Annotated in this window: 17 protein-coding genes, 1 tRNA gene and 1 pseudogene; 7 read left to right on the plus strand and 12 right to left on the minus strand. The window is 69.2% G+C overall.

Features of this window, described 5'->3' with window-relative positions; all coding sequences use genetic code 11:
• The first annotated feature begins 5 nt into the window (after window positions 1-5).
• The 5 genes and pseudogenes from BN118_RS04765 to BN118_RS04790 all read left to right on the plus strand — a co-directional run bounded on the left by BN118_RS04765 (window position 6) and on the right by BN118_RS04790 (window position 4,506).
• Window positions 6-1,630, plus strand: a pseudogene (locus BN118_RS04765) (amidohydrolase).
• A gap of 2 nt (window positions 1,631-1,632) precedes the next feature.
• Window positions 1,633-2,460: an ABC transporter permease gene (locus tag BN118_RS04775; RefSeq protein ID WP_003810039.1), complete on the plus strand. Its 828-nt coding sequence runs from the start codon at window positions 1,633-1,635 to the stop codon at window positions 2,458-2,460.
• Complete coding sequence (locus tag BN118_RS04780) at window positions 2,457-3,260, plus strand: ABC transporter permease (protein WP_010930641.1); 804 nt, start codon at window positions 2,457-2,459, stop codon at window positions 3,258-3,260. The genes BN118_RS04775 and BN118_RS04780 overlap by 4 nt, the downstream gene beginning before the upstream one ends.
• A complete protein-coding gene (locus BN118_RS04785; RefSeq protein WP_010930642.1) occupies window positions 3,257-4,348 on the plus strand; it encodes an ABC transporter ATP-binding protein in 1,092 nt (363 codons plus the stop codon). The genes BN118_RS04780 and BN118_RS04785 overlap by 4 nt, the downstream gene beginning before the upstream one ends.
• 81 nt (window positions 4,349-4,429) lie before the next feature.
• Window positions 4,430-4,506 (plus strand) — tRNA-Arg (locus BN118_RS04790).
• A 248-nt stretch (window positions 4,507-4,754) separates the two neighbouring features.
• On the opposite strand, the gene BN118_RS04795 is transcribed toward BN118_RS04790, so the two are convergent.
• The 8 genes from BN118_RS04795 to BN118_RS04830 form a co-directional block, all read right to left on the minus strand.
• Window positions 4,755-5,783: an NADH:flavin oxidoreductase gene (locus BN118_RS04795; RefSeq protein ID WP_010930643.1), complete on the minus strand. Its 1,029-nt coding sequence runs from the start codon at window positions 5,781-5,783 to the stop codon at window positions 4,755-4,757.
• 158 nt (window positions 5,784-5,941) lie between these two features.
• Complete coding sequence (locus BN118_RS04800; protein WP_019247348.1) at window positions 5,942-6,646, minus strand: IclR family transcriptional regulator domain-containing protein; 705 nt, start codon at window positions 6,644-6,646, stop codon at window positions 5,942-5,944.
• An 8-nt stretch (window positions 6,647-6,654) separates the two neighbouring features.
• A complete protein-coding gene (locus BN118_RS04805) occupies window positions 6,655-8,775 on the minus strand; it encodes an acetate--CoA ligase family protein (RefSeq protein WP_014905572.1) in 2,121 nt (706 codons plus the stop codon).
• Window positions 8,776-9,801, minus strand: a complete 1,026-nt coding sequence (locus BN118_RS04810) for a Bug family tripartite tricarboxylate transporter substrate binding protein (RefSeq protein WP_076879641.1) — start codon at window positions 9,799-9,801, stop codon at window positions 8,776-8,778.
• A complete protein-coding gene (locus BN118_RS04815) occupies window positions 9,801-10,193 on the minus strand; it encodes a RidA family protein (protein ID WP_003820147.1) in 393 nt (130 codons plus the stop codon). Before BN118_RS04815 ends, BN118_RS04810 begins: the two co-directional genes overlap by 1 nt.
• A gap of 3 nt (window positions 10,194-10,196) precedes the next feature.
• Window positions 10,197-10,673 carry a MaoC family dehydratase gene (locus tag BN118_RS04820; protein WP_010930646.1) on the minus strand — a complete coding sequence of 159 codons (477 nt, stop codon included), beginning with the start codon at window positions 10,671-10,673 and terminating at the stop codon, window positions 10,197-10,199.
• A gap of 13 nt (window positions 10,674-10,686) precedes the next feature.
• Window positions 10,687-11,022, minus strand: coding sequence for a MaoC family dehydratase (locus BN118_RS04825; RefSeq protein WP_003820150.1), 336 nt, complete (start codon window positions 11,020-11,022; stop codon window positions 10,687-10,689).
• 6 nt (window positions 11,023-11,028) lie between these two features.
• Window positions 11,029-11,478, minus strand: a complete 450-nt coding sequence (locus BN118_RS04830) for a hotdog family protein (protein ID WP_010930647.1) — start codon at window positions 11,476-11,478, stop codon at window positions 11,029-11,031.
• A 207-nt stretch (window positions 11,479-11,685) separates the two neighbouring features.
• On the opposite strand from BN118_RS04830, the gene BN118_RS04835 reads away from it, so the two are divergent.
• Both BN118_RS04835 and BN118_RS04840 read left to right on the plus strand, forming a co-directional pair.
• Window positions 11,686-11,985, plus strand: a complete 300-nt coding sequence (locus BN118_RS04835) for an ArsR/SmtB family transcription factor (protein ID WP_003820151.1) — start codon at window positions 11,686-11,688, stop codon at window positions 11,983-11,985.
• Window positions 11,986-12,037: 52 nt separating this feature from the next.
• A complete protein-coding gene (locus BN118_RS04840; RefSeq protein WP_014905573.1) occupies window positions 12,038-13,150 on the plus strand; it encodes an alkene reductase in 1,113 nt (370 codons plus the stop codon).
• A 4-nt stretch (window positions 13,151-13,154) separates the two neighbouring features.
• Here BN118_RS04840 and BN118_RS04845 read toward each other — a convergent pair whose 3' ends face one another.
• From BN118_RS04845 to pgaA, 4 genes are read right to left on the minus strand one after another with little or no spacing between them, the layout of a single operon-like run.
• Entirely contained in the window at window positions 13,155-13,793 is a 639-nt protein-coding gene (locus tag BN118_RS04845; RefSeq protein WP_015041299.1) for a hypothetical protein, read from the minus strand.
• Entirely contained in the window at window positions 13,774-15,033 is a 1,260-nt protein-coding gene (gene pgaC, locus BN118_RS04850) for a poly-beta-1,6-N-acetyl-D-glucosamine synthase (RefSeq protein WP_003820153.1), read from the minus strand. The genes BN118_RS04845 and pgaC overlap by 20 nt, the downstream gene beginning before the upstream one ends.
• Window positions 15,034-15,036: 3 nt before the next feature.
• Window positions 15,037-17,142: a poly-beta-1,6-N-acetyl-D-glucosamine N-deacetylase PgaB gene (pgaB, locus tag BN118_RS04855; protein WP_014905574.1), complete on the minus strand. Its 2,106-nt coding sequence runs from the start codon at window positions 17,140-17,142 to the stop codon at window positions 15,037-15,039.
• 5 nt (window positions 17,143-17,147) lie between these two features.
• Entirely contained in the window at window positions 17,148-19,133 is a 1,986-nt protein-coding gene (gene pgaA, locus BN118_RS04860) for a poly-beta-1,6 N-acetyl-D-glucosamine export porin PgaA (RefSeq protein WP_014905575.1), read from the minus strand.
• Window positions 19,134-19,287 lie beyond the last annotated feature (154 nt).

Genomic DNA, 19,287 nt, shown 5'->3' on the forward strand with positions numbered 1-19,287 from the left:
GCACCATGACGATGTACGCGGATTTGGTATTGCATGGCGGCAGCATCGCCACGCTGGACGACAAGCTGGAGCAGGCCCAGGCGGTGGCGATCGCCGCCGGCCGCATCATCGCGGTGGGTTCGGATGCGCATTGTCTGGCGCTGGCCGGGCCGGGCACGCGCCGCATCGGGCTGGGCGGCGCGTGCGTGATGCCGGGCATCAACGACAGCCATTGCCACCCCGACGGGCAGGCGGTCAAGGCCGGGCGCTGGGACGACGTATCGCAGGTGGCGACGCAGCAGGCGCTCTTGGCGCGCATCGCCGATTTCCACCGGCGCATGCCGGCCGGCGCCTGGTACCTGGGGTTTCGCTTCGACGATACGCACAGCGGCGGCTATCCCGCGCGCCAGGCGCTCGAACAGGCGGCGCCCGGCCGGCCGGTGTTCCTGTTGCGCCGCGATGCGCAGGTCGGACTGGCCAGCGCGCCGGCCCTGGCCGCGTTGCTGGCCAGCGGCCTGGCGGCGCAGGTGCCGCCGCATTGCCTGGACGCCGCCACCGGCCTGGCGCGCGGGCGCGGCGTGTTCGCCTTCACGACCCATATCGCCGCCGCCGACAGCCTGGACGACTACCTGGAGGGCTTCCCGACGCTGTTCGCGGAAATGGGGCGCATGGGCATCACCAGCGTCCACAACGCCCTGACCAGCGCGCTGGCGGTGCAGGCCTACCGCGCGCTGCACGGCGCGGGCCGCCTGCCGGTGCGCGTGGGCATGATGCTCAACGGCCGCGACCAGCGGCTGGTGGACGAGACGCTGGCGGCCGGGCTGCGCTTTGGCGCGGGCGATGACCGGCTGTACCTGCTGGGCGTGGAGTATGGCTCGGACGGCAGCACCAGCGGCCGCACGGCGGCCTATTACCAGCCGTACGTGGGCGAGGAGGGAGGCGATGGCCGGCCCGCCAACCGTGGCGACGTGAATTTCTCCGCCGAGGACCTGGCCGCCAAGGTCGGACGCGTGATGGCGGCGGGCCTGCAGGCGGCCGCCACCGGCAACGGCGACCGCGGCATCGACTTCGCGCTGGATGCCTTCGAGCAGGGCCTGCGCGCCCACCCCGGCGCGGTGCCGCCACGCATCGAGCATTGCTGCTGCGCGCCGCCGGCCATCCAGCAGCGCATGGCGGCGCTGGGCGTGATCGACTCGTCGGCGGCGGGCTTTGCCTACAACCTGGGCGATGCCTATCTGCGCAATCGCCCTGGATGTGGCCGCACCGCGACATGCTGGACCGCGGGGTGCTGGTCTGCGCGCACTCCGACGCGCCGGTGTGCGAGCGCAATCCGTTCCTCGGCATGTGGTCCATGGTGACGCGCAAGACCGCGTCGGGCGCCAGCCTGGGTGCCGGGCAGGCCATTACGCCGCTGGAGGCGATGCGCTGCTATACCGCCAATCCGGCGCGCGCCGAGGGGCAGGCCGCGCGCAAGGGCACGCTCAGTCCCGGCAAGCTGGCCGACCTGATCGTGCTGGACCGCGATCCGTGCGCCGTCGACCCGGACGAGATCCGCCACACGCAGGTGCTGGCCACCCTGGTGGGCGGCCAGGCCACTTATCGCGCTGCGGGCGCGCCATCCTGGGCGGACGAGCTGCCCATGCGGGAGTAACCATGCGACGATCCCTGCCAGCCTTGCTGGTGCTGCCGGCCGCGGTACTGATAGGCGGGATGTTCCTGCTGCCGGTGCTGCGCATCCTGGCCATCAGCTTCACCGAGCCGCATGCCGGCCTGGGCAATTACGCGGCGCTGTTCACCGAGCCGCTGTACCTGAAGATCATGGCGACCACGGCGCGCATCTGCGCCTGGACCACGCTGATCGCCCTGGGCCTGGGCTATGTGCTGGCCTATGTGATGGCCAATTCGTCGCCGCGCATGCGCAGCTGGATGATCATCGGCCTGCTGGTGCCGTTCTGGCTGTCGGTGCTGGTGCGCGCCTTCGCCTGGGTGCTGCTGCTGGCCAGGGAAGGACCGGTCAACGCCACGCTGATGGCGCTGGGCGTGATCGACAGCCCGCTGGCGCTGCTGCGCAACGAAACCGGCGTGCTGATCGGCATGGTCCATTACATGATTCCCTATGCCGTGCTGCCCATGCTGACCAACATGCTGGGTATCGACCGCTCGCTGATGGCGGCTGCGCGGGCGCTGGGCGCGGGGCCGGTCGCGACCTTCCTGCGCGTCTACCTGCCGCTGTCGCTGCCGGGCGTGCTGGCCGCCGGCGTGCTGGTGTTCATCTTTTCGCTCGGGTTCTTCATTACGCCCGCGCTGCTTGGAGGAGGCAAGACCGTGATGGTGGCGCAATACATAGAATTCGGTATCAGCGAGACCATGAACTGGGGCATCTCGACCGCCTTCGCGGCCACGCTGCTGGTGGCGGTGATCATGAGCCTGGTGCTGGTGTCGCGCGTGGTGCGCGTGCCGTCGCTGTTCGGTGCGCCATGAGCGTGCGACCCTCATGGTGGTTCGCCGCGGCGGCGGTGGTGGCGGCGCTGGTGCTGGCCTTTCTGTTCCTGCCGGCGCTGGTGGTGATCCCGGTGTCGTTCACCGACCGCTCCTATCTGTCGTTCCCGGCCGAGTCATGGTCGTGGCAGCACTACCGCCAACTGGTGGACAGCCCGGTGTGGCGCGGCAGCCTGCTGCAAAGCGTGGCGGTATCGGCGGTGTCCACGCTGGCGGCCACCTTGCTGGGCGCGGCCGCGGCCATCGGCGCATGGCGGCTGGGCGCACGGCTGGGGGCGCTGGTGCGCCTGCTGGCGCTGCTGCCGCTGATCGTGCCGACCATCGTGGGCGCGCTGGCGTATTACCGCCTGTACATCGACCTGGGCCTGCTCGACACGTTCACCGGAGTGGTCATCGCCCACGTCGTGGCCGCCATGCCCTTCGTATTCGTCTCGGTCGGTTCGGCGCTGGCCAACTTCGATCCGCGCCTGGAGCAGGCCGCGCGCTCGATGGGCGCGCGGCCCTGGCAGGTGCTGTGGCGCATCACCCTGCCGGGCGTGCGCAGCGGACTTGTCTCCGGCGCCATCTTCGCCTTCATCGTGTCGTGGGACGAGCTGGTGGTGCTGTTGTTCGTGACGACCCGCAACGTCTATCTGCTGCCGCGCGCCATGTGGGACGGCATCAACGAGAACGTCGACCCCACGATCGCGGCGGTGGCGACGCTGATGATCGTCATTACCTTCATCCGCCTGTGCGCCGAACGGCTGCTGGCCCACCATCGACAAAAACAGGAGCTGTCATGACCGCTGCGGCCACTACGCCGACGCCTTTGCTGCGCGTGCGCGCGCTGAACAAGCGCTTTGGCGCATTCCAGGCGCTGCGCGGCGTCGATTTCGAGCTGGGCGCGGGCGAGTTCCTGACCCTGCTCGGTCCGTCCGGGTCGGGCAAGACGACCACCCTGATGTCGATCGCCGGGTTCGTCGCGCCGACCTCGGGCGACATTCTCTACCAGGGCGCCTCGATCACCGGACAGGCGCCCGAGGCGCGCGGCTTTGGCATGGTGTTCCAGGGCTATGCGCTGTTTCCCCACATGACGGTGGAGCAGAACGTGCGCTTTCCGCTGGCGATACGCGGCGTCGGCCGCGAGCAGGCGCGCCGGCGCGCCCAGCAGGCGCTCGAGCAGGTGCAGCTGGGCAGCTACGGCGCGCGCTATCCGCGCCAGCTGTCGGGCGGCCAGCAGCAGCGCGTGGCGCTGGCCCGCGCGCTGGTCTACGACCTGCGCATCCTGCTGCTGGACGAGCCGCTGTCGGCGCTGGACAAGAAGCTGCGCGCCGATCTGCAATGGGAGCTGCGCAAGCTGAACAAGGAGTCCGGCGCCTCGTTCCTGTACGTGACGCACGACCAGGAAGAGGCGCTGTCCATGTCCGACCGCATCGCCATCTTCAACGAAGGCGGCATCGCCCAGATCGGCTCGCCCACCGAACTCTACGAGCGGCCGGCCAATCTGTTCGTCGCCGGCTTCCTGGGACGCAGCAATGTGCTGGCCGGCAAGGTGCGCCAGGCCGGCGCCGACGGCGTGGCGGTCGAGTACGAGGGCGGCGTGCTGGAGGTGCCCAAGCCGCGGCGCCAGTATGCGCCGGGCGAGGCGGTCAGCCTGGTGGTGCGGCCGCACCAGATGCGCCTGGACGCCGCCGGGCGCCAGGGGCTGGCCGCCAAGGTGGAGGCCATCAGCTATGCGGGCAACCTGATGAACTATCTGCTGCGCACGCCGCGCGGCACGGCGCTGTTCGCCGAAGCCGTGGCCGGCGCCGGCGCGGCCCTGCGCCAGGACGACCTCGTATCGGTGGGCCTGGACGCGGCGGCGGTCAGCCTGCTGGAGGCCGCCGACTGATCCGTCCCTTACAGGCGGGCAGGCCGGCGGCGCCTGTTTTACAACCTTGTAAAAAGCCTGCTATAATCTTTTCTCTTTACAGCGCCCGTAGCTCAGTTGGATAGAGTACTTGGCTACGAACCAAGGGGTCGTGGGTTCGAATCCTGCCGGGCGCGCCACATTTACGGTTGCCGTTTGCGCTTTTTGCGCTCCTGCAGCCGGCAAGCAGTACCGAAGCGGCTTGAGAAGACATTCTCAAGCCGCTTTTTTGCGCCTGTCCGGTGCGGGGCAGAGGCCGCTTTGGCGGTCAAGCGTGCATGGTGTTGACAGGGGTGCCTGTCCCGATGGGGACAGGCACCCTTGCCGCAGGTGCCGCTTCCCATGCGGGGCCAGGCGCCCCGCGCCTGGCCGTGGGCCAGCCGCCGGCTCAATCGAGCAGGGGGCGCTGCTCCATGCCGGGTTCGTAGGCGCGCAGGGGTTCGCCCGCCAGGCTGCGCGCCAGCCAGTCGGGGTTGGCCAGGAAGGGGCGGGCCAGCGAGACCAGGTCCGCCTGCGTGGCCGCGAGCACGGTTTCGCAATCCTGCAGCGTGGCCAGGCCGCCGTTGACCATCAGCGCTTTCGGAGCGGCCGCGCGCGCCAGCTGCGCCAGCAGTCCGCCCCATGGCTCGGGCTTGAGGACGCGGCGGCTGCTGATGTGCAGGATGTCGGCGCCCGCCTGGCACAGGCGGGCCAGCAGCGCCGCGATCTCGGCGCCGCCGCCGGGCGGCTGGTAGCGGTATTCGTCCATCTTGTAGATGGAGTAATTGAATCCGATGGGCAGCGGGCAGGCTTGCCGCACCGCGCGCAGCACGGCCTCGGCGATGCGGGCGCGGTCGGCGCCCCATTCGTCGTCGCGCACGTTGTAGGCGCTGAGGAAATCGTTGACCAGGTAGCCGCGGGCGCCGTGGATTTCCACGCCGTCGAATCCGGCGTAGTGCGCCAGGCGCGCCGACAGCGCGAAGCCCTCGATGATGCGCTCGATCTCTTCGGCGGTGGCGGCGTGGGCGGGCGCATTGGGCTGTTGGGTCTGCCACGACAGGCCCTGCGCCGCGCCGTCGACCAGGCCCAGCGGGCGGGCGTGCAGGCCCGGCTCGGCCAGCTTGCCGGCATGCTGCAACTGCGCGATGACGCGGCCGCCTTCCTGGTGGACGGCGCGCACCGCGGCGCGCCAATGCTCGGCCTGCGCCTCGCTGGCCAGCCCGGGCTGGTTGAAGTAGGCCCGCGCGGCGGGGCCGGCGGTGTACAGCGCTTCGGTGATGACCAGTCCGGCGCCATGGCGCGCGTAACGGGCATAGTAGGCGGCCGTTTCGGCGGCGGGATGGCCATGCGCGTCGGCTTGCGTGCGCGACATGGGGGCCACGGCGATGCGGTTGCGCAGCGCGATGCCGGCGATGTCGATGGGCGAGAGCAGGTTTATGGCTTGGCGGGCAGACAGGGTTCCCCGCCGGTGGCGGGAAGGGTGGCGGGGCAGTCCGGGCTGCGCTCCATGCGGACGATGCGCGGGTTGTGGTCCACCGACAGCGCCGCGGTCAGGCGGCCCGCGGCGCGGCGCAGCGATTGCAGGTAGCTGCCGCATCACAGGCTTTCGTCGTCGGCCGAGTGCATGCGGCTGACGTTCAGCGCGGCGATCAGGCGGCCGTGCTGGAAGATCGGCACGGACAGTCCGGTGGTATGGTCCTCGACCTCGCCGCAGCTCCATGCATAGCCGCGCCGCCGGACCTCCTGGATGATGTCGCGCAGGGCGGTCCGCTCGGTCACCGTGCGGGCGGTCAGCGGCCGCAGTTCGGCGGTGTGCAGATAGCTCTCCAGTTGTTCCGGGGTGAAGCCGGACAGCAGGACCCGCCCGGCCGAATGGCAGTACAGGGGAATGCGCGAGCCGATCGACAGGCCCTGGTTGAGGGTGCGGTGCAGCGGGATGCGGGCGACGTAGCCCAGCTCGGTGCCGTCCAGCGCGGCGATGCTGCAGGTCTGGCGCAGTTCTTCCACCAGCGCTTCCAGCACGGGTTCGGCGAAGCGCCACAGGGGCATGGACGACAGGTAGGCATAGCCCAGCGACAGTACGCGCGGCGTGAGCGCGAAGTGGCGATCGCCGCAGCGCGCCGCGAAGCCCAGCTCGACCAGGGTCAGCAGCACGCGCCGGGCGGCGGCCCGGCTCAGCCCGGTGCGATAGGCCGCCTCGGCCAGGGTCAGGGCGCGCGCCTCGTTGTTGAACGCCTGGATGATGGCCAGCCCCTTGGCCAGGCCATTGATGAAATAGTCTTCCTGCCTGGATTCAGCCATGGCGTCGCCTAGATCTCGACCAGCGCGTCGGCGGCATACAGCCTGCCATCCGGGCCGGCGATGAGTGGGTTGATGTCTACCGAGGCCACGGCGCCCTGTTGCGCATGCAGCCAGGCTCCCAGGCGGGTGGCGGCATGGGCGAGCTCCTGCACGGGCAGCGGATTCTCGCCGCGCACGCCGTCAAAGAGCGCGGCCACGCGCAGCTTGCGCAGGCATTCCTCGGCATGGGCCTGGTCGAACGGATACACCAGCGTGGCGACATCGGGCATGGCCTCGACATACTTGCCGCCGTCGCCAACGATGACGATACAGCCAAACTGGCTGTCCCAGCGCGCCCCGATCATGAATTCGCGCCGGGGCTTGACCATGGGCGCGACGATCACGCCGTCGAACGATTTGCCCATGCCCAGCACTTCCTGCCGCAACACGGGAAACAGCGCCCGCGCGCGCTGTTCGTCGGCGATGCCCAGGTGTACCAGCCCGTATTCCGATTTGTGCGGAATCTGCGCCGAGCAGGCCTTGACCGCCCAGGGGCCGGGCAGGCTGCCGAGCGCCGAGCCCATGCTGTCGGCGTCCAGGCACAGGCGCCATGGCGCGGTACGGATGCCGATGGCTTCGATCTGTTCCAGGCTGTCGGCCTCGGACAGCAGGCCCGCCGTGCGCGGCACCGGCGCGGCGGGCGCGTGCGGCGCTGGCCGCGCCAGCCGCAGCGCGGTCTCGCGCAGGCCGGACAGGCGCGCCAGCTGGCCCAGGGCGGCCAGCGCGTCCTCGTCGTGCTCGAAGGTGGCCAGGCCGGCCTGCGCGAAAATCCGGCGGCTGGCGGCCAGCGGGCAGCTGACCACCACCGGCAGGCCCGTCTCGGCGGTGAAGGCGGCCGCGTCGCGGGCGAATTGATCCGTGTCGTATCCCTTGCCGGACATGGGCAGGGTGATGAACAGCGCGTCGCAGGCGCGCGCCGAGGCCAGGATGGGCAGCACCTGGCCGAACAGGTGGTTGTTGCTCAGCAGGGCCGCCGTGAGGTCGATGGGGTTCAGGCTGCTGGCGAAGCCGGGCAGCACGGCGTCGATGCGGGCGCGCGTCTCGGCCGGCAGGGGCGGGACCTGCAGTCCATGCCGCTCGGCGGCATCGGCGCCGGTGACGCAGGCCGCGCCCGAGTTGCTGAGGATGGCCAGGCGGTTGCCGGGCAGATGGCCGCAGCGCAGCAGCAATTGCGCGCCCATGACCAGGCTGCGCGCGTCGGGCACGCGCAGGATGCCATGCTGGCGGAACCAGGCGTCCAGCGCCTTGTCCTCGGTGGCGATGGCGCCGGTGTGCGATTGCGCGGCCTGCAGGCCTTGCGGCGAAACGCCGGCCTTCAGGGCCAGCACGGGCACCTGGCGCGAACGCGCCAGCGCGGCCGCGCGCGCCAGGGTGGCGGGCGCGGGCAGGCTTTCCATGTAGAGCAGGATCAGCCTGACTTCGGGGTCGCGCAGCACCGCCTCGGTGAAGTCCGCGACGTTGAGGTCGCATTCGTTGCCGGTGGCGACCGAGTAGCGCACGCCGATGCCTTCGGCGCGCAGGTGCGCGTACGGGACCATGCTCATCGCGCCGCTCTGGCTGATGACGGCCACCGGCCCGTCGGCGGGGGCAACCTCGCCCAGCAGGGTGGCGAAGGTCGCCAGGGCGCCGTTGCTGAAATTGGCCAGGCCCTGGGTGTTCGGCCCCAGCAGGCGCATGCCGGCCGCCGCGGCGGCCGCCTTCATGTGCTTCTGCGCCTGCCGTCCGGGTTCGCCGGTTTCCGCGAACCCGGACGAGATGACGACGCATACGCGCACGCCCAGCCGCGCGCCGTCCCGCACGGCCTGCACCGCGGCCTCGCCGGCCACGCAGACGAGCAGCATGTCGATCGGGACGTTCACCGCGTCCAGGCTGTGCCAGGCGGCGATGCCCTGGACCCGGTCGCGGCCGGGGTTGATCGGCAGGATGCGGCCCTGGTAGCCGTGCTGCAGCATGTACTTGATCGGCCGGCCGCCGATTTTCTCGGGGTTGTCGGAGGCGCCCACGATGGCGACCGAGCGCGGCGCCAGCGCGGCGTCGATCCAGTCGCCGGCGCCGGCCATGCGGGGGGCATTGTCCGCGAGTGTGCTCATTCAGTCGGCCCTCGAACCCGTGCGCTCGATCACGTCGCGCCATTTGGCGGACTCGGCGCTGATGAACTGGCTGAACTGCGCCGGCGTGTTCGGGCGGAAGCTGACGCCCTGCTCGCCGAGAATGCGCGCGACATCCGGCGCCTGCAGGGCGGCGTTGATTTCCTTGTTCAGGCGTTCGACGATGGGCGCGGGCGTGCCGGCCGGCGCGGCGATGCCGAACCAGGCGGTGGCGTCGAAGCCGGGGAAGCCGGATTCGGCCACGGTCGGCGTATCGGGCAGCAGGGGCGCCCGCTCGGCGCTGCTGACGGCCAGGGCGCGGGCCCGGCCGGCCTTGATCTGCGGCAAGGCCGTGGGCAGGTTGTCGCACATCAGCTGCACCTGGTGCCCCAGCAGGGCGGTCAGCGCGGCGGCGCTGCCCGGATAGGCGATATGTTCGGCCTCGATGCCGGCCTGCGCCTTGAACAGCTCGGCGCACAGGTGTCCGCTGGTGCCCGTGCCCATCGACGCGTAGTTCAGGCTGGGCTGCGCGGACTTGGCGTACTTGACCAGTTCCGGCAGGGTCTTGGCGGGGACCTCCGTGTCGACGATCAGCACATTGGGCACGCTGCCGGCCAGGATGACCGGCGCGAAGGCCTGGGCGGGGTCGTAGCGCAGGCTGCGGTAGAGCCACTTGTTGACCGCGAAGACCCCGGAGGAGGCCAGCAGCAGGGTATAGCCGTCGGGTTCGGCGGTGGCGACCTGCTGGGCGCCGATGTTGCCGCCGGCGCCCGGACGGTTGTTGACCACGACCGTCTGGCCCAGCGTGGGCGATATCTTGTTGGCGATGGCGCGCGCCAGGATGTCGTTGGTGCCGCCCGGGCCATACGGAACGATCAGCGTGATGGGGCGAGCCGGGTAATCGGCGGCAAACGCGCCGCCGGCGCACAACGCCAGCGCCATGGAGGCTATCCACTTCATGGTGTTTCTCCTTTGTTGAACTGCTTCGGTATGACAGGCGGACATGCCGCGGGACGTGCGTCGCGGGATCAGCCCAGATAGGCGACGGCGCGGATCTCGATCAGCGCCGCCGGACGCACCAGGCCGCTGACCAGCACGCCGGTGGCGGCCGGAAACGGCCCCGCGCCGAAGACTTCGCGGCGCACGTCGGCGGTCTGGCCGTAGCCGTCGAAGGTCGTGACGTAGTCGACGGTTTCGACGACCTGGCTCAGGTTCCCGCCGGCCTGGGCGAGGATGGCGGCGATCTTCTGGTAGATGTAGCGCGCCTGCGCGGCGATATCGCCCACGCCGACGATCTCGCGCTGTTCGTTGAGCGCCGTCATGCCCGAGATATAGAGGAATCCGCCCGCCCGGACCGCGGGCGAGAAGGTCGAGTTCGGATTGGCGCCGGGCGGCAGCACGGCCTGCAGACTGGAATGCATGGGTTACCCCTGGAGGTGGGTTTTCAAGAGAAACGTCAGGTGGACCACGCAGTGCGCCTGGCGCGCCGCGTCGGGAGGGGCGTCCGTCGTGTGGATGGAGACTTCTATCGTGGTCTTCGAGCGGCCCTTGGCGACGTGCTCGATCTGCGCGACCCGGTAGACGCACTGCACCGTTTCGTCCACGTACACCGGACGCATGAACACCGCCTCGACGTCCACCATCGCGACCATGGCGTCGTGCAACTGCGCCGACAGCGGCGTGGCGCCGAGCGCGCTGATGGCCACCAGCAGCAGGCCGTGCGCGATCGGCGCGCGCAGCCCCTGGCGTTGCGCGTAGCCGGCATCGTAGTGAATCGGATGGGCATCGCCCGTGAGCGCGGCGAATTGCGCAAAGGCCTGGGCGTCCAGGCGGATTTCCCGTTGCGCGACGACCTGGCCGACGGCGAGGTCGGCGGCCGCGAGCTGCCGGGGCGGTTGCACGGGCGCCTCTCCTTCAGTCGGCCAGCGAGGCGCTGCCGACCATCACGGTCTTGCCGCCGGACACGGCCTCGATCTCGCCCTGTTCGTTCAGCGCGGCGACGAAGGTGTCGCCCGGGCAGACCGGACCGATCCATTTCGTGTGCAGCTTGCCGCGGTACAGCCAGTCGCTCGCATAGCGGCGCGCGCCCAGGTCGGCGGCCAGCGCGGTCATGTGCGGGCCGTGCAGCAGGGTGCCGCGAAAGCCGCGCTGCACCGCGTAGTCGTGGTCGTAGTGGATGATGTCGTTGTCGCCGTTGATGCGGCCGTAGCCGTCGATCATGGCCTGGGTGATGTCGAGTGTGCGTTGCATGCGGGCTTACTCCGGGACGTGGAAGGTGTTGAGCAAGGTGGCGATGGGCTGGCCGTCCGCGCCGCGGAAACGGCCTTCCCATTGCACGTAGCGGCGGCCGCGCTTCTCGAACTTGCGTAGGATCGTGCCGGTGGCGGTCACGCGGGTGGTCTCGTCGGCCCAGATCGGGCGGTGCCAGGACATTTCCAGTTCGGCCATCACGATGCCCTGGATCGGCGGGTAGGTCTGGTACACCGGCACGGTCATGTAAGGCAGGATGACGTTGGGCGCGGCGGCCTGGCGGACGTCCACCCGGTACAGGGCGGGATCGGCCTGGGACGCCTCGAAATACTCCTGGACGATGGCCGGGGTGATGTCGAAGGACACGGGGCCCAGCGCGGCGCCTTCGACGAAGGCGGCATAGGGGGTGCCTGGCGTGTCCCCTTCGCGGGGCTTGATGTCGCTGGGTCGGGTCATGGCAGTCTCGTTCGGTTGCGGGAGTGGCCATCGTAGGAGCGGCGCGCCGATCCTGCCCGTACATCGGCAATCTGTGCGCTAAGCGCACGCGGGCGGCGCGGGCCGCCCCGGCTGCGTCGCGCCGGCGTAAAACCCTGCTGTTATATCGATATATCTGTATATCTAGATTTTTCGATATATGATGCGGGTTCATGATGAGGCACTCGCATGGCCATCAATACCGAAGACATTCTCAAGGCGCTGGCGCATCCGGCGCGGCGCAATATCCTGGCCTGGCTCAAGGAGCCGCAGCGGCATTTCCCGCAGCAGGAGCACCCGCTGGAGCTGGGCGTGTGCGCCGGCCAGTTCGAGCGCTGCGGCCTGTCGCAATCCACCGTGTCCACGCATCTGGCCATCCTGCAGCGCGCCGGTCTCATCCACAGCCGCCGGGTCGGCCAATGGGTGTTCTACCAGCGCAATGAGGCCTGCATCGCCGAGTTCCTCCAGACCATGCAGGCCGAGCTGTAAAGCCGTCCGCCGGTCGTCCGCCCCATTCGTCCGCTTATCCGAGAGGTAATCCATGTCCACGTTGTTCCAACCGTTGAACGCCGGCAAGTTGCGGCTCGCCAACCGCATCGTGATGGCGCCGTTGACGCGCAACCGTTCGCCCAATGCCGTGCCGCCGCCCCTGACGGCCACCTACTACGTGCAGCGCGCCAGCGCCGGCCTGATCATCACCGAAGCCACCGCCATTTCCCACCAGGGCCAGGGCTACGCGGACGTGCCGGGGCTGTACGCGCCCGAACAACTGGCCGGCTGGCGGCGCGTGACGGACGCGGTGCACGCGGCCGGCGGCACGATCGTGGTGCAGTTGTGGCATGTGGGGCGCATTTCGCACACCACCCTGCAGCCGGGGCAGGGCGCGCCGGTCGCGCCCTCGGCGATCCGCGCCCAGGCGCGCACGTACCTGGTCGATGCGCAGGGCAAGGGGCAGTTCGCCGATACCTCGGAGCCCCGCGCGCTGGCGCTGGACGAGCTGCCGGGCATCGTGGAGGACTACCGGCGCGCCGCGCGGGCCGCGATCGACCATGGTTTCGACGGGGTCGAGCTGCATGCCGCCAATGGCTACCTGCTGGACCAGTTCCTGCGCTCGGGCAGCAACCATCGCGACGACGCGTACGGCGGCTCGATCGAGAACCGGGCGCGGCTGCTGCTGCGGGCGCTCGATGCGGTCTGCGCCGAGGTCGGCGCCGATCGCGTCGGCATCCGGCTCTCGCCGGTCACGCCGGCCAACGATGCGCACGACGACCAGCCGCAGCCCTTGTTCGAATACGTGCTGCGCGAGCTGGCGCGGCGCGGCCTGGCGTACGTGCACGTGATCGAGGGGGCGACCGGCGGCGACCGCGCCTACCAGCAGGGGCCGGCCCCGTTCGACTACGCGGCGCTCAAGGCGGCCTACCGCGCCGCCGGCGGCGCCGGCGCCTGGATGGTGAACAACGGCTACGACATCAGCCTGGCCGAACAGAAACTGTCCAGCGGGCAGGCCGATCTGGTGGCGTTCGGCAAGCCGTTCATCGCCAACCCCGACCTGGTGGCGCGCTTGCGCCAGGGCGCGGCGCTGAACGAGGGCGACCGCGATACGTTCTATGGCGGCGGCGAGCGCGGCTATACGGACTACCCCGCGCTCGCCTGAGCGCTCACAGGGTCAAGGCGCGGCCGTCGTGCAGCGTGGGCTCGATGCGTCCGTCGGGTTGCCGCTGCATGGGCGGCCCGCTCCAGGCGGCCAGTTCGTCCGCTTCGTCGGGCAGCGCGGCGGCGACCGGCGCCGGCTCCGATAGCGGCGCCGCTTCCGGCATGACCGCGGACGCCATGGCGGCGGCCACGACCGGCTCGATCGCCGCCGGCACGTACCAGGCGCTGACCTGCACGATGGCGCCGGCTTCGTCATGGTCGACCAGCAGCCGGTTGGCGCCTTCCGGCAGCGGCCAGCGCGGCGGCAGCGCGTATTCCGGGTCCAGCCCCACGCCGACCTCTTCGTTGTCGCGCGCGCGGATCCAGCCATGGAAGCGGCAGACGATCATCCAGGCCGTGAGCGCCGCCGCCATGGTCGCGACCACCGTGATATAGACCAGCAGCTCGGCGATCTGCGCGGCGGTGCCGCCCACCGTGACCAGCGAGTGATGGATGTACAGGCTGAACGCGACCCAGGTCAGGATGACCAGCAAGGGCCGCACGATGCGGTACCAGCAGCCGTACAGCAAGCCATCGGCCACCCCGTGCTGGTGCACATACTCGCGCAGCGGCGACGCGCTTATATCAATGATCAACGCTTTCATGTTTGATTCCTCGGTCGGGGCTTACCCACCGCGCCCGGCTTTGGGCTCGGCGAAACAGGACGCGCGGCAGCGCGAAGACGGTGGTGATCATGCCGATGATCCAGAACGCGATCGGATACCAGACGGCGTCGGCGAAGTAGCGGAAGATGCGGTAATCGTAGGCGCGGTCGACGATGCAGCCGGCGAACAGCTGCGCCAGGCAGGTCAGGAACAGCAGCGTGCCGTGCCAGCGCGGGAATATCTCGAACTGCCAGGCGGGCGGCAGCGCGACGAACTGGCCCAGCACAGCCATGCAGATCAGGAACAGCATGGCGTAGGCCCATAGCACGCTCAGGCTGAACTCCAGGAAGATCGGCCACATCAGGATCTGGCGCGGGTTGAGCATGCGCGGGGCGTACTTCAGCGCGGTCTCGATGCCGCCGCGCGCCCAGCGGTAGCGCTGCTTGAACAGCCCGCGGAACGTCTCGGGCATCAGGATCCAGGTCAGCGCGCGCGGTTCGTAGCGCAGGGTCCAGCCGGCCAGCTGCAGCTTCCAGCTGATATCGATGTCCTCGGTCTGCATGTCGGGGCTCCAGTAGCCGACCTGGTGCAGCGCCTGCTTGCGGAACATGGTCATGACGCCGGAGACGGTCATCAGCTTGCCGTAGAGCTGCTGGGTGCGCTTGATCAGCCCCACGATGGACGAGAATTCGCCCACCTGCATGCGGCCCAGCACCGTCGAGCGGTTGCGGATGCGCGGGTTGCCGGTGACCGCGCCGACGTGCCCGGCGTGCAGGAAATGCGTCAGCATGTAGGTGATCGAGTCGGGGTGGGGCAGCGAGTCCCCGTCGATGCACAGCAGGAACTCGGCGTCGCTGAGCTGCGCGGCCGTGTTCAGGCCGATGGCCTTGCCCTCGTTGCGGCTCTGGTGCACCACCAGCAGGCGCGGATACTGCTCGGCCAGCTCGTTGAGCAGCGCGCCGGTATTGTCGCGGCTGCCGTCGTTGACGGCGATGATGCGATAGTTCGGGTAGTGCATGCGGTCCAGGTGCGCGATCACCTCGGCCACGTTCTCGCCCTCGTTGTAGCAGGGCACCACGATGGCCACGCGCGGCACCCGCGGCAGCAGCGTGGCGCGGTGCTTGCGTCCCTGCTCGAACAGGAAGAAATGCAGCAGCCCGCCCACGATCCAGAAATACGACATGAAGAACGGGTAATAGAAAACGAAACTGGACAGCACGCTCTTGACGGAGTCGTTCATGGGCTACCTCTGCGTCGGCTCGTCCTGCGACGCACTGCCGTACAGCGTGGTCTGGCGCGATAGTTCCTGGGCCTTGGTCAGGCGGCGCTTTTCCAGCGTCGACTTCAGCGACATCACGTCGCGCAGCACTTCGGTGTCAGGGTGGTTGGCGATGAAATCGTCCGGGTAGTAGCCATAGTTGATGGCGCCCAGGCTGCGCAATTGCACCATCTGCTTGCGCAGTATCTCGGTGTCGATCGGCTTGCCCACGCGCCAGTCGCGCGCCTGCAGCTCGAAGATGGTGCGGTCCAGGCCCTTCTGGCGCGCCACGGCGGCCACCAGCTGGCGCATCCATTGCTCGGGCCGCGCGGCGCCCTCCATGTTGGGCATGGCCATCAGCGCCACGAAATCGTAGCTCTTGAGGAATTCCGGCAGGCTCTGGCCGTACCAGGCCTCCGACACGGGATCGAGCACCGGCTGGGCGTAGAGATTGCGCGCCACCACCATGTCGCGGTCGTTCTGGTAGCCGGACACGATATGGCGCAGGTGCATCGTGAAGTCGATCAGGTAGCGGATCTTGCCCTTGGACCATTGCTGGGCCAGCTTGGGGTCGGCGCGTATCGCCGCGATATCGGGCGGCAGGCCCCAGCCCTGGTAGGTGGCCAGCGCCTCGGGGCTGCTGTCCTCGGTGTCGTCGAGCACGGCGTCGTCGTGGAACAGCAGGCCGTCGAAGTGGGCCGCCTTGGCCAGGTCTTCGTAGATCTCGCTGATGACGCGGTGGGCGTCGGGATGGAAAGGGCTGAGCCGGGTCGGGCTGCCCAGGCCGCGCTCGCCGGGCTTGCGGGTCGTCGACTGCACCACCTTGCCATAGGCCGGGTTGCCGGGCGGCACCGAGAAGGTCAGCACGGGCAGCCAGGCGTACACCATCACGCCGGCGCGGGTCTTCAGCTGCCAGGCCACGCGGTTGAACAGATCGGCGCGCATCGGCAGATGGCGGTTGGGGAAGTACACCTCGGTGATGTCGCCGTCGCCCTTGGGATAGGCGAAGGCCTGCAGGTAGACGGCGCTGGGCGCCAGGTCCTTCATGCGGTCGATCAGCTGGCCGAGGTTGCGGTTCTGCTGCTCGGGGTCGGGGTCGTAGATGTAGTCCAGGTCGACCTGCACGATGCGCTCGATCGGGCGGACCTGGCCGTGGTAGCTGACCGGCTCGCGCATGGCGCGGGCGACCGTGGCGACGTTGACCTCGTAGTCCACCAGGCTGCGGCGGATCTGCGTCAGCGAAACGTCGGGGGTGTTGGGGCCGGGCTGCAGCGTCAGGCCGATGTTCAGGCCCACCTCGGCGGCCACCTGGTCGGTGTCGCGATTGTGCGCGCCGTAGGGCCAGACGATGGAGCGGATGGTCACGCCGGTGTGTTCGCGGATCAGGTCGGCGCTGGTCTTGAGATCCTGGCGCACGCGGGCGCGATATTCGGCGTCGTTCTCGTAGCGCCCGCTGGCCGGCAGGTACTGGCGCGAGGACGCCGCGGGCTGTTCGTTGCCCTGCGGGTTGGCCAGCACGCCGCGGTGCAGGTTGTGCGAGTGGGAGGCCAGCTCGACCAGGCCGGACTGCGCCATTTCGCGCAGCTGCGCCCAGGTCATGAAGAAGTCGTGCGGCACTTCGATCTTGGGGCTGAGGCGGATCTTGGTGCCGGCCGGCGCGTCGGTCCAGCTGGTGACGACGGCGACCACCGCGGGATAGTTGAATTTCTTCAGCAAGGGAAACACCTTGGTGTAGGTGCTGGCGTAGCCGTCGTCGAAGGTCAGCAGGATGGGGCGCGGCGGCAGCGGGCGCACGCCGGCGCGCGAATCGATGATCTGTTGCATGCTGATGGGGTTGAATCCCTTCACGCGTATCCACTCGAACAGATCGGTCAGCGTGCGCGTCTCGATGGCGAACTGATCGGGCATGTCGGCAAACGAGGCGCGCAGGTTGTCGCGCACGTCGTGCATGCACAGCACCCGGAATGTCAGGCCGTCGTCGGGATCGGGGGGCGGGAGCATGTCCACCTTGTAAGCGCGCGCGGGCAGCATCAGCAGCCCCAGCGCGCAGCAGGCAAACCATTTCAGCAGGGTCCGATGCATGGCGGTCATGGTGCTCAGAAGGGAATGTTCAGGGTCAGATAGAACAAGGTGCGGTTCTCCGGGTCGCCGTCATAGCTGTGGCGGCCGTAGCCCACGCCATAGGTGATGCTGGTCTGGCGCGGCAGGTCCCAGACCTGTTCCAGGCGCAGCTGCCACAGGGCGCTGTTGCCATGCTCGGCCTGGTTGTAGACCCCGCCGGTGGCGTAGACGCGCTGGCGGAACGCGTACTGGCCGTCGCGCCACGGGCGCCATTCGTACATGGCGGTGACCTGCGCGGTCAGGTCGTGGTCGGGGCTGAAGCATTCGGTGTCGGTCTTGCTGTTGTTCGAGTACGCCACGCTGGTCCAGGTGCTGACGCTGTGGCGCGGCACGGTCCACAGGTTCTGGAACCAGGTGGCGCCGATGGTCTGGCGGGTATTCGAGTCGCTGTAGTGCTGCAGCTGGTAGGCCACGTCGTAATAGGTGCGCTCGGTCGGCTGGTAGCGCGCCGATACGCCGCTGCTCCAGCCATGGATGCCGGCGCGGTAGGCTTTCCAGGGCAGGTCGTTGCTGTCGCTGTCGAAGTTGGCGGCCAGGCGCCAGCCGTCCGACGGCAGCCAGGCCACATTGGCCGAGGCGCCGAACCGGCCCGACGGGCCGGTGGACTGGTGCAGCTCGGTCGAGGCCTCGATGCTGCCGCGGCGGTACTCCAGGCCGGCGCCGTTGCGCACCCGCGACTTGTGGCCGTCGCCCAGGTCCGCATAGCCGGTGAACTGGTGGAAGAACAGGCGGTAGTTGTGCGAGATCGGGCTGGTGTACAGCATGGTGTTGAGCGACCACTCGCGGTTGGCGATGGTGGAGTTGTCGTTGTTGCTGTTGTCGCCGCCGTGGCCGATGTCTCCGCCGAAATCCATGGTCAGCAGCGGCGACTGGTACACCTCGTAGTCGCGCTGGAGATTGCGCACGCTGCTGCTTTCGGGAAAGCGCTCGGACAGCGTGGTGACGATGGCCTCGGCTTCGGGATATTCGCGCAGCGCCATCGAGGCGCGCGCCAGGCCGGTCATGGCCTGGATATCATCCGGCCGCTCGGCCAGCGCGGTGGTGAACGCCGCCTTGGCCTCGCGCGGGCGGGCGTCGCTCAGCCGGGCGCTGGCCGCCGCGTTGCGCAGGCCCGAGCTGAACGGGGCATCGTGCTGCAGAGCGTCGATGGCCAGCGTGCCGGCCTCGGTCTCGCCGGAATACATCAGGTACTGCGCGCGCAGGCGCTGCGCCGTGGCGTAGTCTTCATTGGGCCGTTCGGCGACCGGCGCGTTCTCCACGTATTGCGGCGAGGTTTTCTCGATGCGCTGCAAGAGCTGCTCGGCATCCTCGTAGCGGCCGCGGTCCATATAGGCGAAGAACAGCGACTCCTGGGTCGGGACGCGGTCGATGTCGCCCGGGCCGGCCTTGGCCAGCGCCTCTTCGTAGCAGACGATCGCCTCATCGTAGCGTTCCTCGTACGCGTAGGCGTTGCCGGCCGAAACCAGCACGTAGGGGTGCACCGGCGTATTGGTGGCGCGCAGCCCCTCGTACAGCTTGATGGCGTCCGCGTAGCGGCCGCGCAGGCCCAGGCCGTAGATCATGTCGCTGATCACCGCCGTGCGCAGCGACGCATACTCGGGCGCCAGCGGCAGGCTGTCGAGCAGTTGCCAGCCATCGGCCAGCGCCGCGTCCAGCGTCGCGAAACGCTCGGGTCCGGTCAGGTTCCAGGTTTCGGCGCGCGACCAGCGCAGGCGCTGGGCGATCGCGGCATGCTGCAGCTGCGCATATTCCAGCGGCGTGAACAGCGCCCGGTGTTCGGTGGCCAGGTCCAGCGCCAGATTGGCCGCGCCGCTGCGGCTGGCCTCCTGCACCTGGTCCCGCACCGACGGGGCCGCTGCCGCTGCCGCGCCCACGAACGCCAGCCCCGCCACCAGCAGCCGAGTCCGCCGCAGGCCACGCACGGATGCGGGCCGGGTACGCCTGGTTTGATCGTTGTTCATAGGACAGCGTTCTACGAAAACGCCAGATCCGCGGGGGACGTGGCCGATTGATGGGGTGGAGGCCATCTTAGAAATGACGCCACGGTTTGAATAGGGCGCCATTTGGCGTACCGCCCTTACACCATCCTTCAGATGGCACTTTTGGATGAGGGCA

Origin of the sequence: Bordetella pertussis 18323 (genome assembly GCF_000306945.1) — a bacterium.
Taxonomy (GTDB): domain Bacteria; phylum Pseudomonadota; class Gammaproteobacteria; order Burkholderiales; family Burkholderiaceae_B; genus Bordetella; species Bordetella pertussis.

What these genes read in the sequence shown, in the direction of transcription:
- BN118_RS04775 (WP_003810039.1), top strand. Translation starts at nt 1,633, where the DNA reads ATGCGACGATCCCTGCCAGCCTTGCTGGTGCTGCCGGCCGCGGTACTG.
- BN118_RS04780 (WP_010930641.1), top strand. Translation starts at nt 2,457, where the DNA reads ATGAGCGTGCGACCCTCATGGTGGTTCGCCGCGGCGGCGGTGGTGGCG.
- BN118_RS04785 (WP_010930642.1), top strand. Translation starts at nt 3,257, where the DNA reads ATGACCGCTGCGGCCACTACGCCGACGCCTTTGCTGCGCGTGCGCGCG.
- BN118_RS04800 (WP_019247348.1), bottom strand. Translation starts at nt 6,646, where the DNA reads ATGGCTGAATCCAGGCAGGAAGACTATTTCATCAATGGCCTGGCCAAG.
- BN118_RS04805 (WP_014905572.1), bottom strand. Translation starts at nt 8,775, where the DNA reads ATGAGCACACTCGCGGACAATGCCCCCCGCATGGCCGGCGCCGGCGAC.
- BN118_RS04815 (WP_003820147.1), bottom strand. Translation starts at nt 10,193, where the DNA reads ATGCATTCCAGTCTGCAGGCCGTGCTGCCGCCCGGCGCCAATCCGAAC.
- BN118_RS04825 (WP_003820150.1), bottom strand. Translation starts at nt 11,022, where the DNA reads ATGCAACGCACACTCGACATCACCCAGGCCATGATCGACGGCTACGGC.
- BN118_RS04830 (WP_010930647.1), bottom strand. Translation starts at nt 11,478, where the DNA reads ATGACCCGACCCAGCGACATCAAGCCCCGCGAAGGGGACACGCCAGGC.
- BN118_RS04835 (WP_003820151.1), top strand. Translation starts at nt 11,686, where the DNA reads ATGGCCATCAATACCGAAGACATTCTCAAGGCGCTGGCGCATCCGGCG.
- BN118_RS04840 (WP_014905573.1), top strand. Translation starts at nt 12,038, where the DNA reads ATGTCCACGTTGTTCCAACCGTTGAACGCCGGCAAGTTGCGGCTCGCC.
- BN118_RS04845 (WP_015041299.1), bottom strand. Translation starts at nt 13,793, where the DNA reads ATGAAAGCGTTGATCATTGATATAAGCGCGTCGCCGCTGCGCGAGTAT.
- pgaC (WP_003820153.1), bottom strand. Translation starts at nt 15,033, where the DNA reads ATGAACGACTCCGTCAAGAGCGTGCTGTCCAGTTTCGTTTTCTATTAC.
- pgaB (WP_014905574.1), bottom strand. Translation starts at nt 17,142, where the DNA reads ATGACCGCCATGCATCGGACCCTGCTGAAATGGTTTGCCTGCTGCGCG.
- pgaA (WP_014905575.1), bottom strand. Translation starts at nt 19,133, where the DNA reads ATGAACAACGATCAAACCAGGCGTACCCGGCCCGCATCCGTGCGTGGC.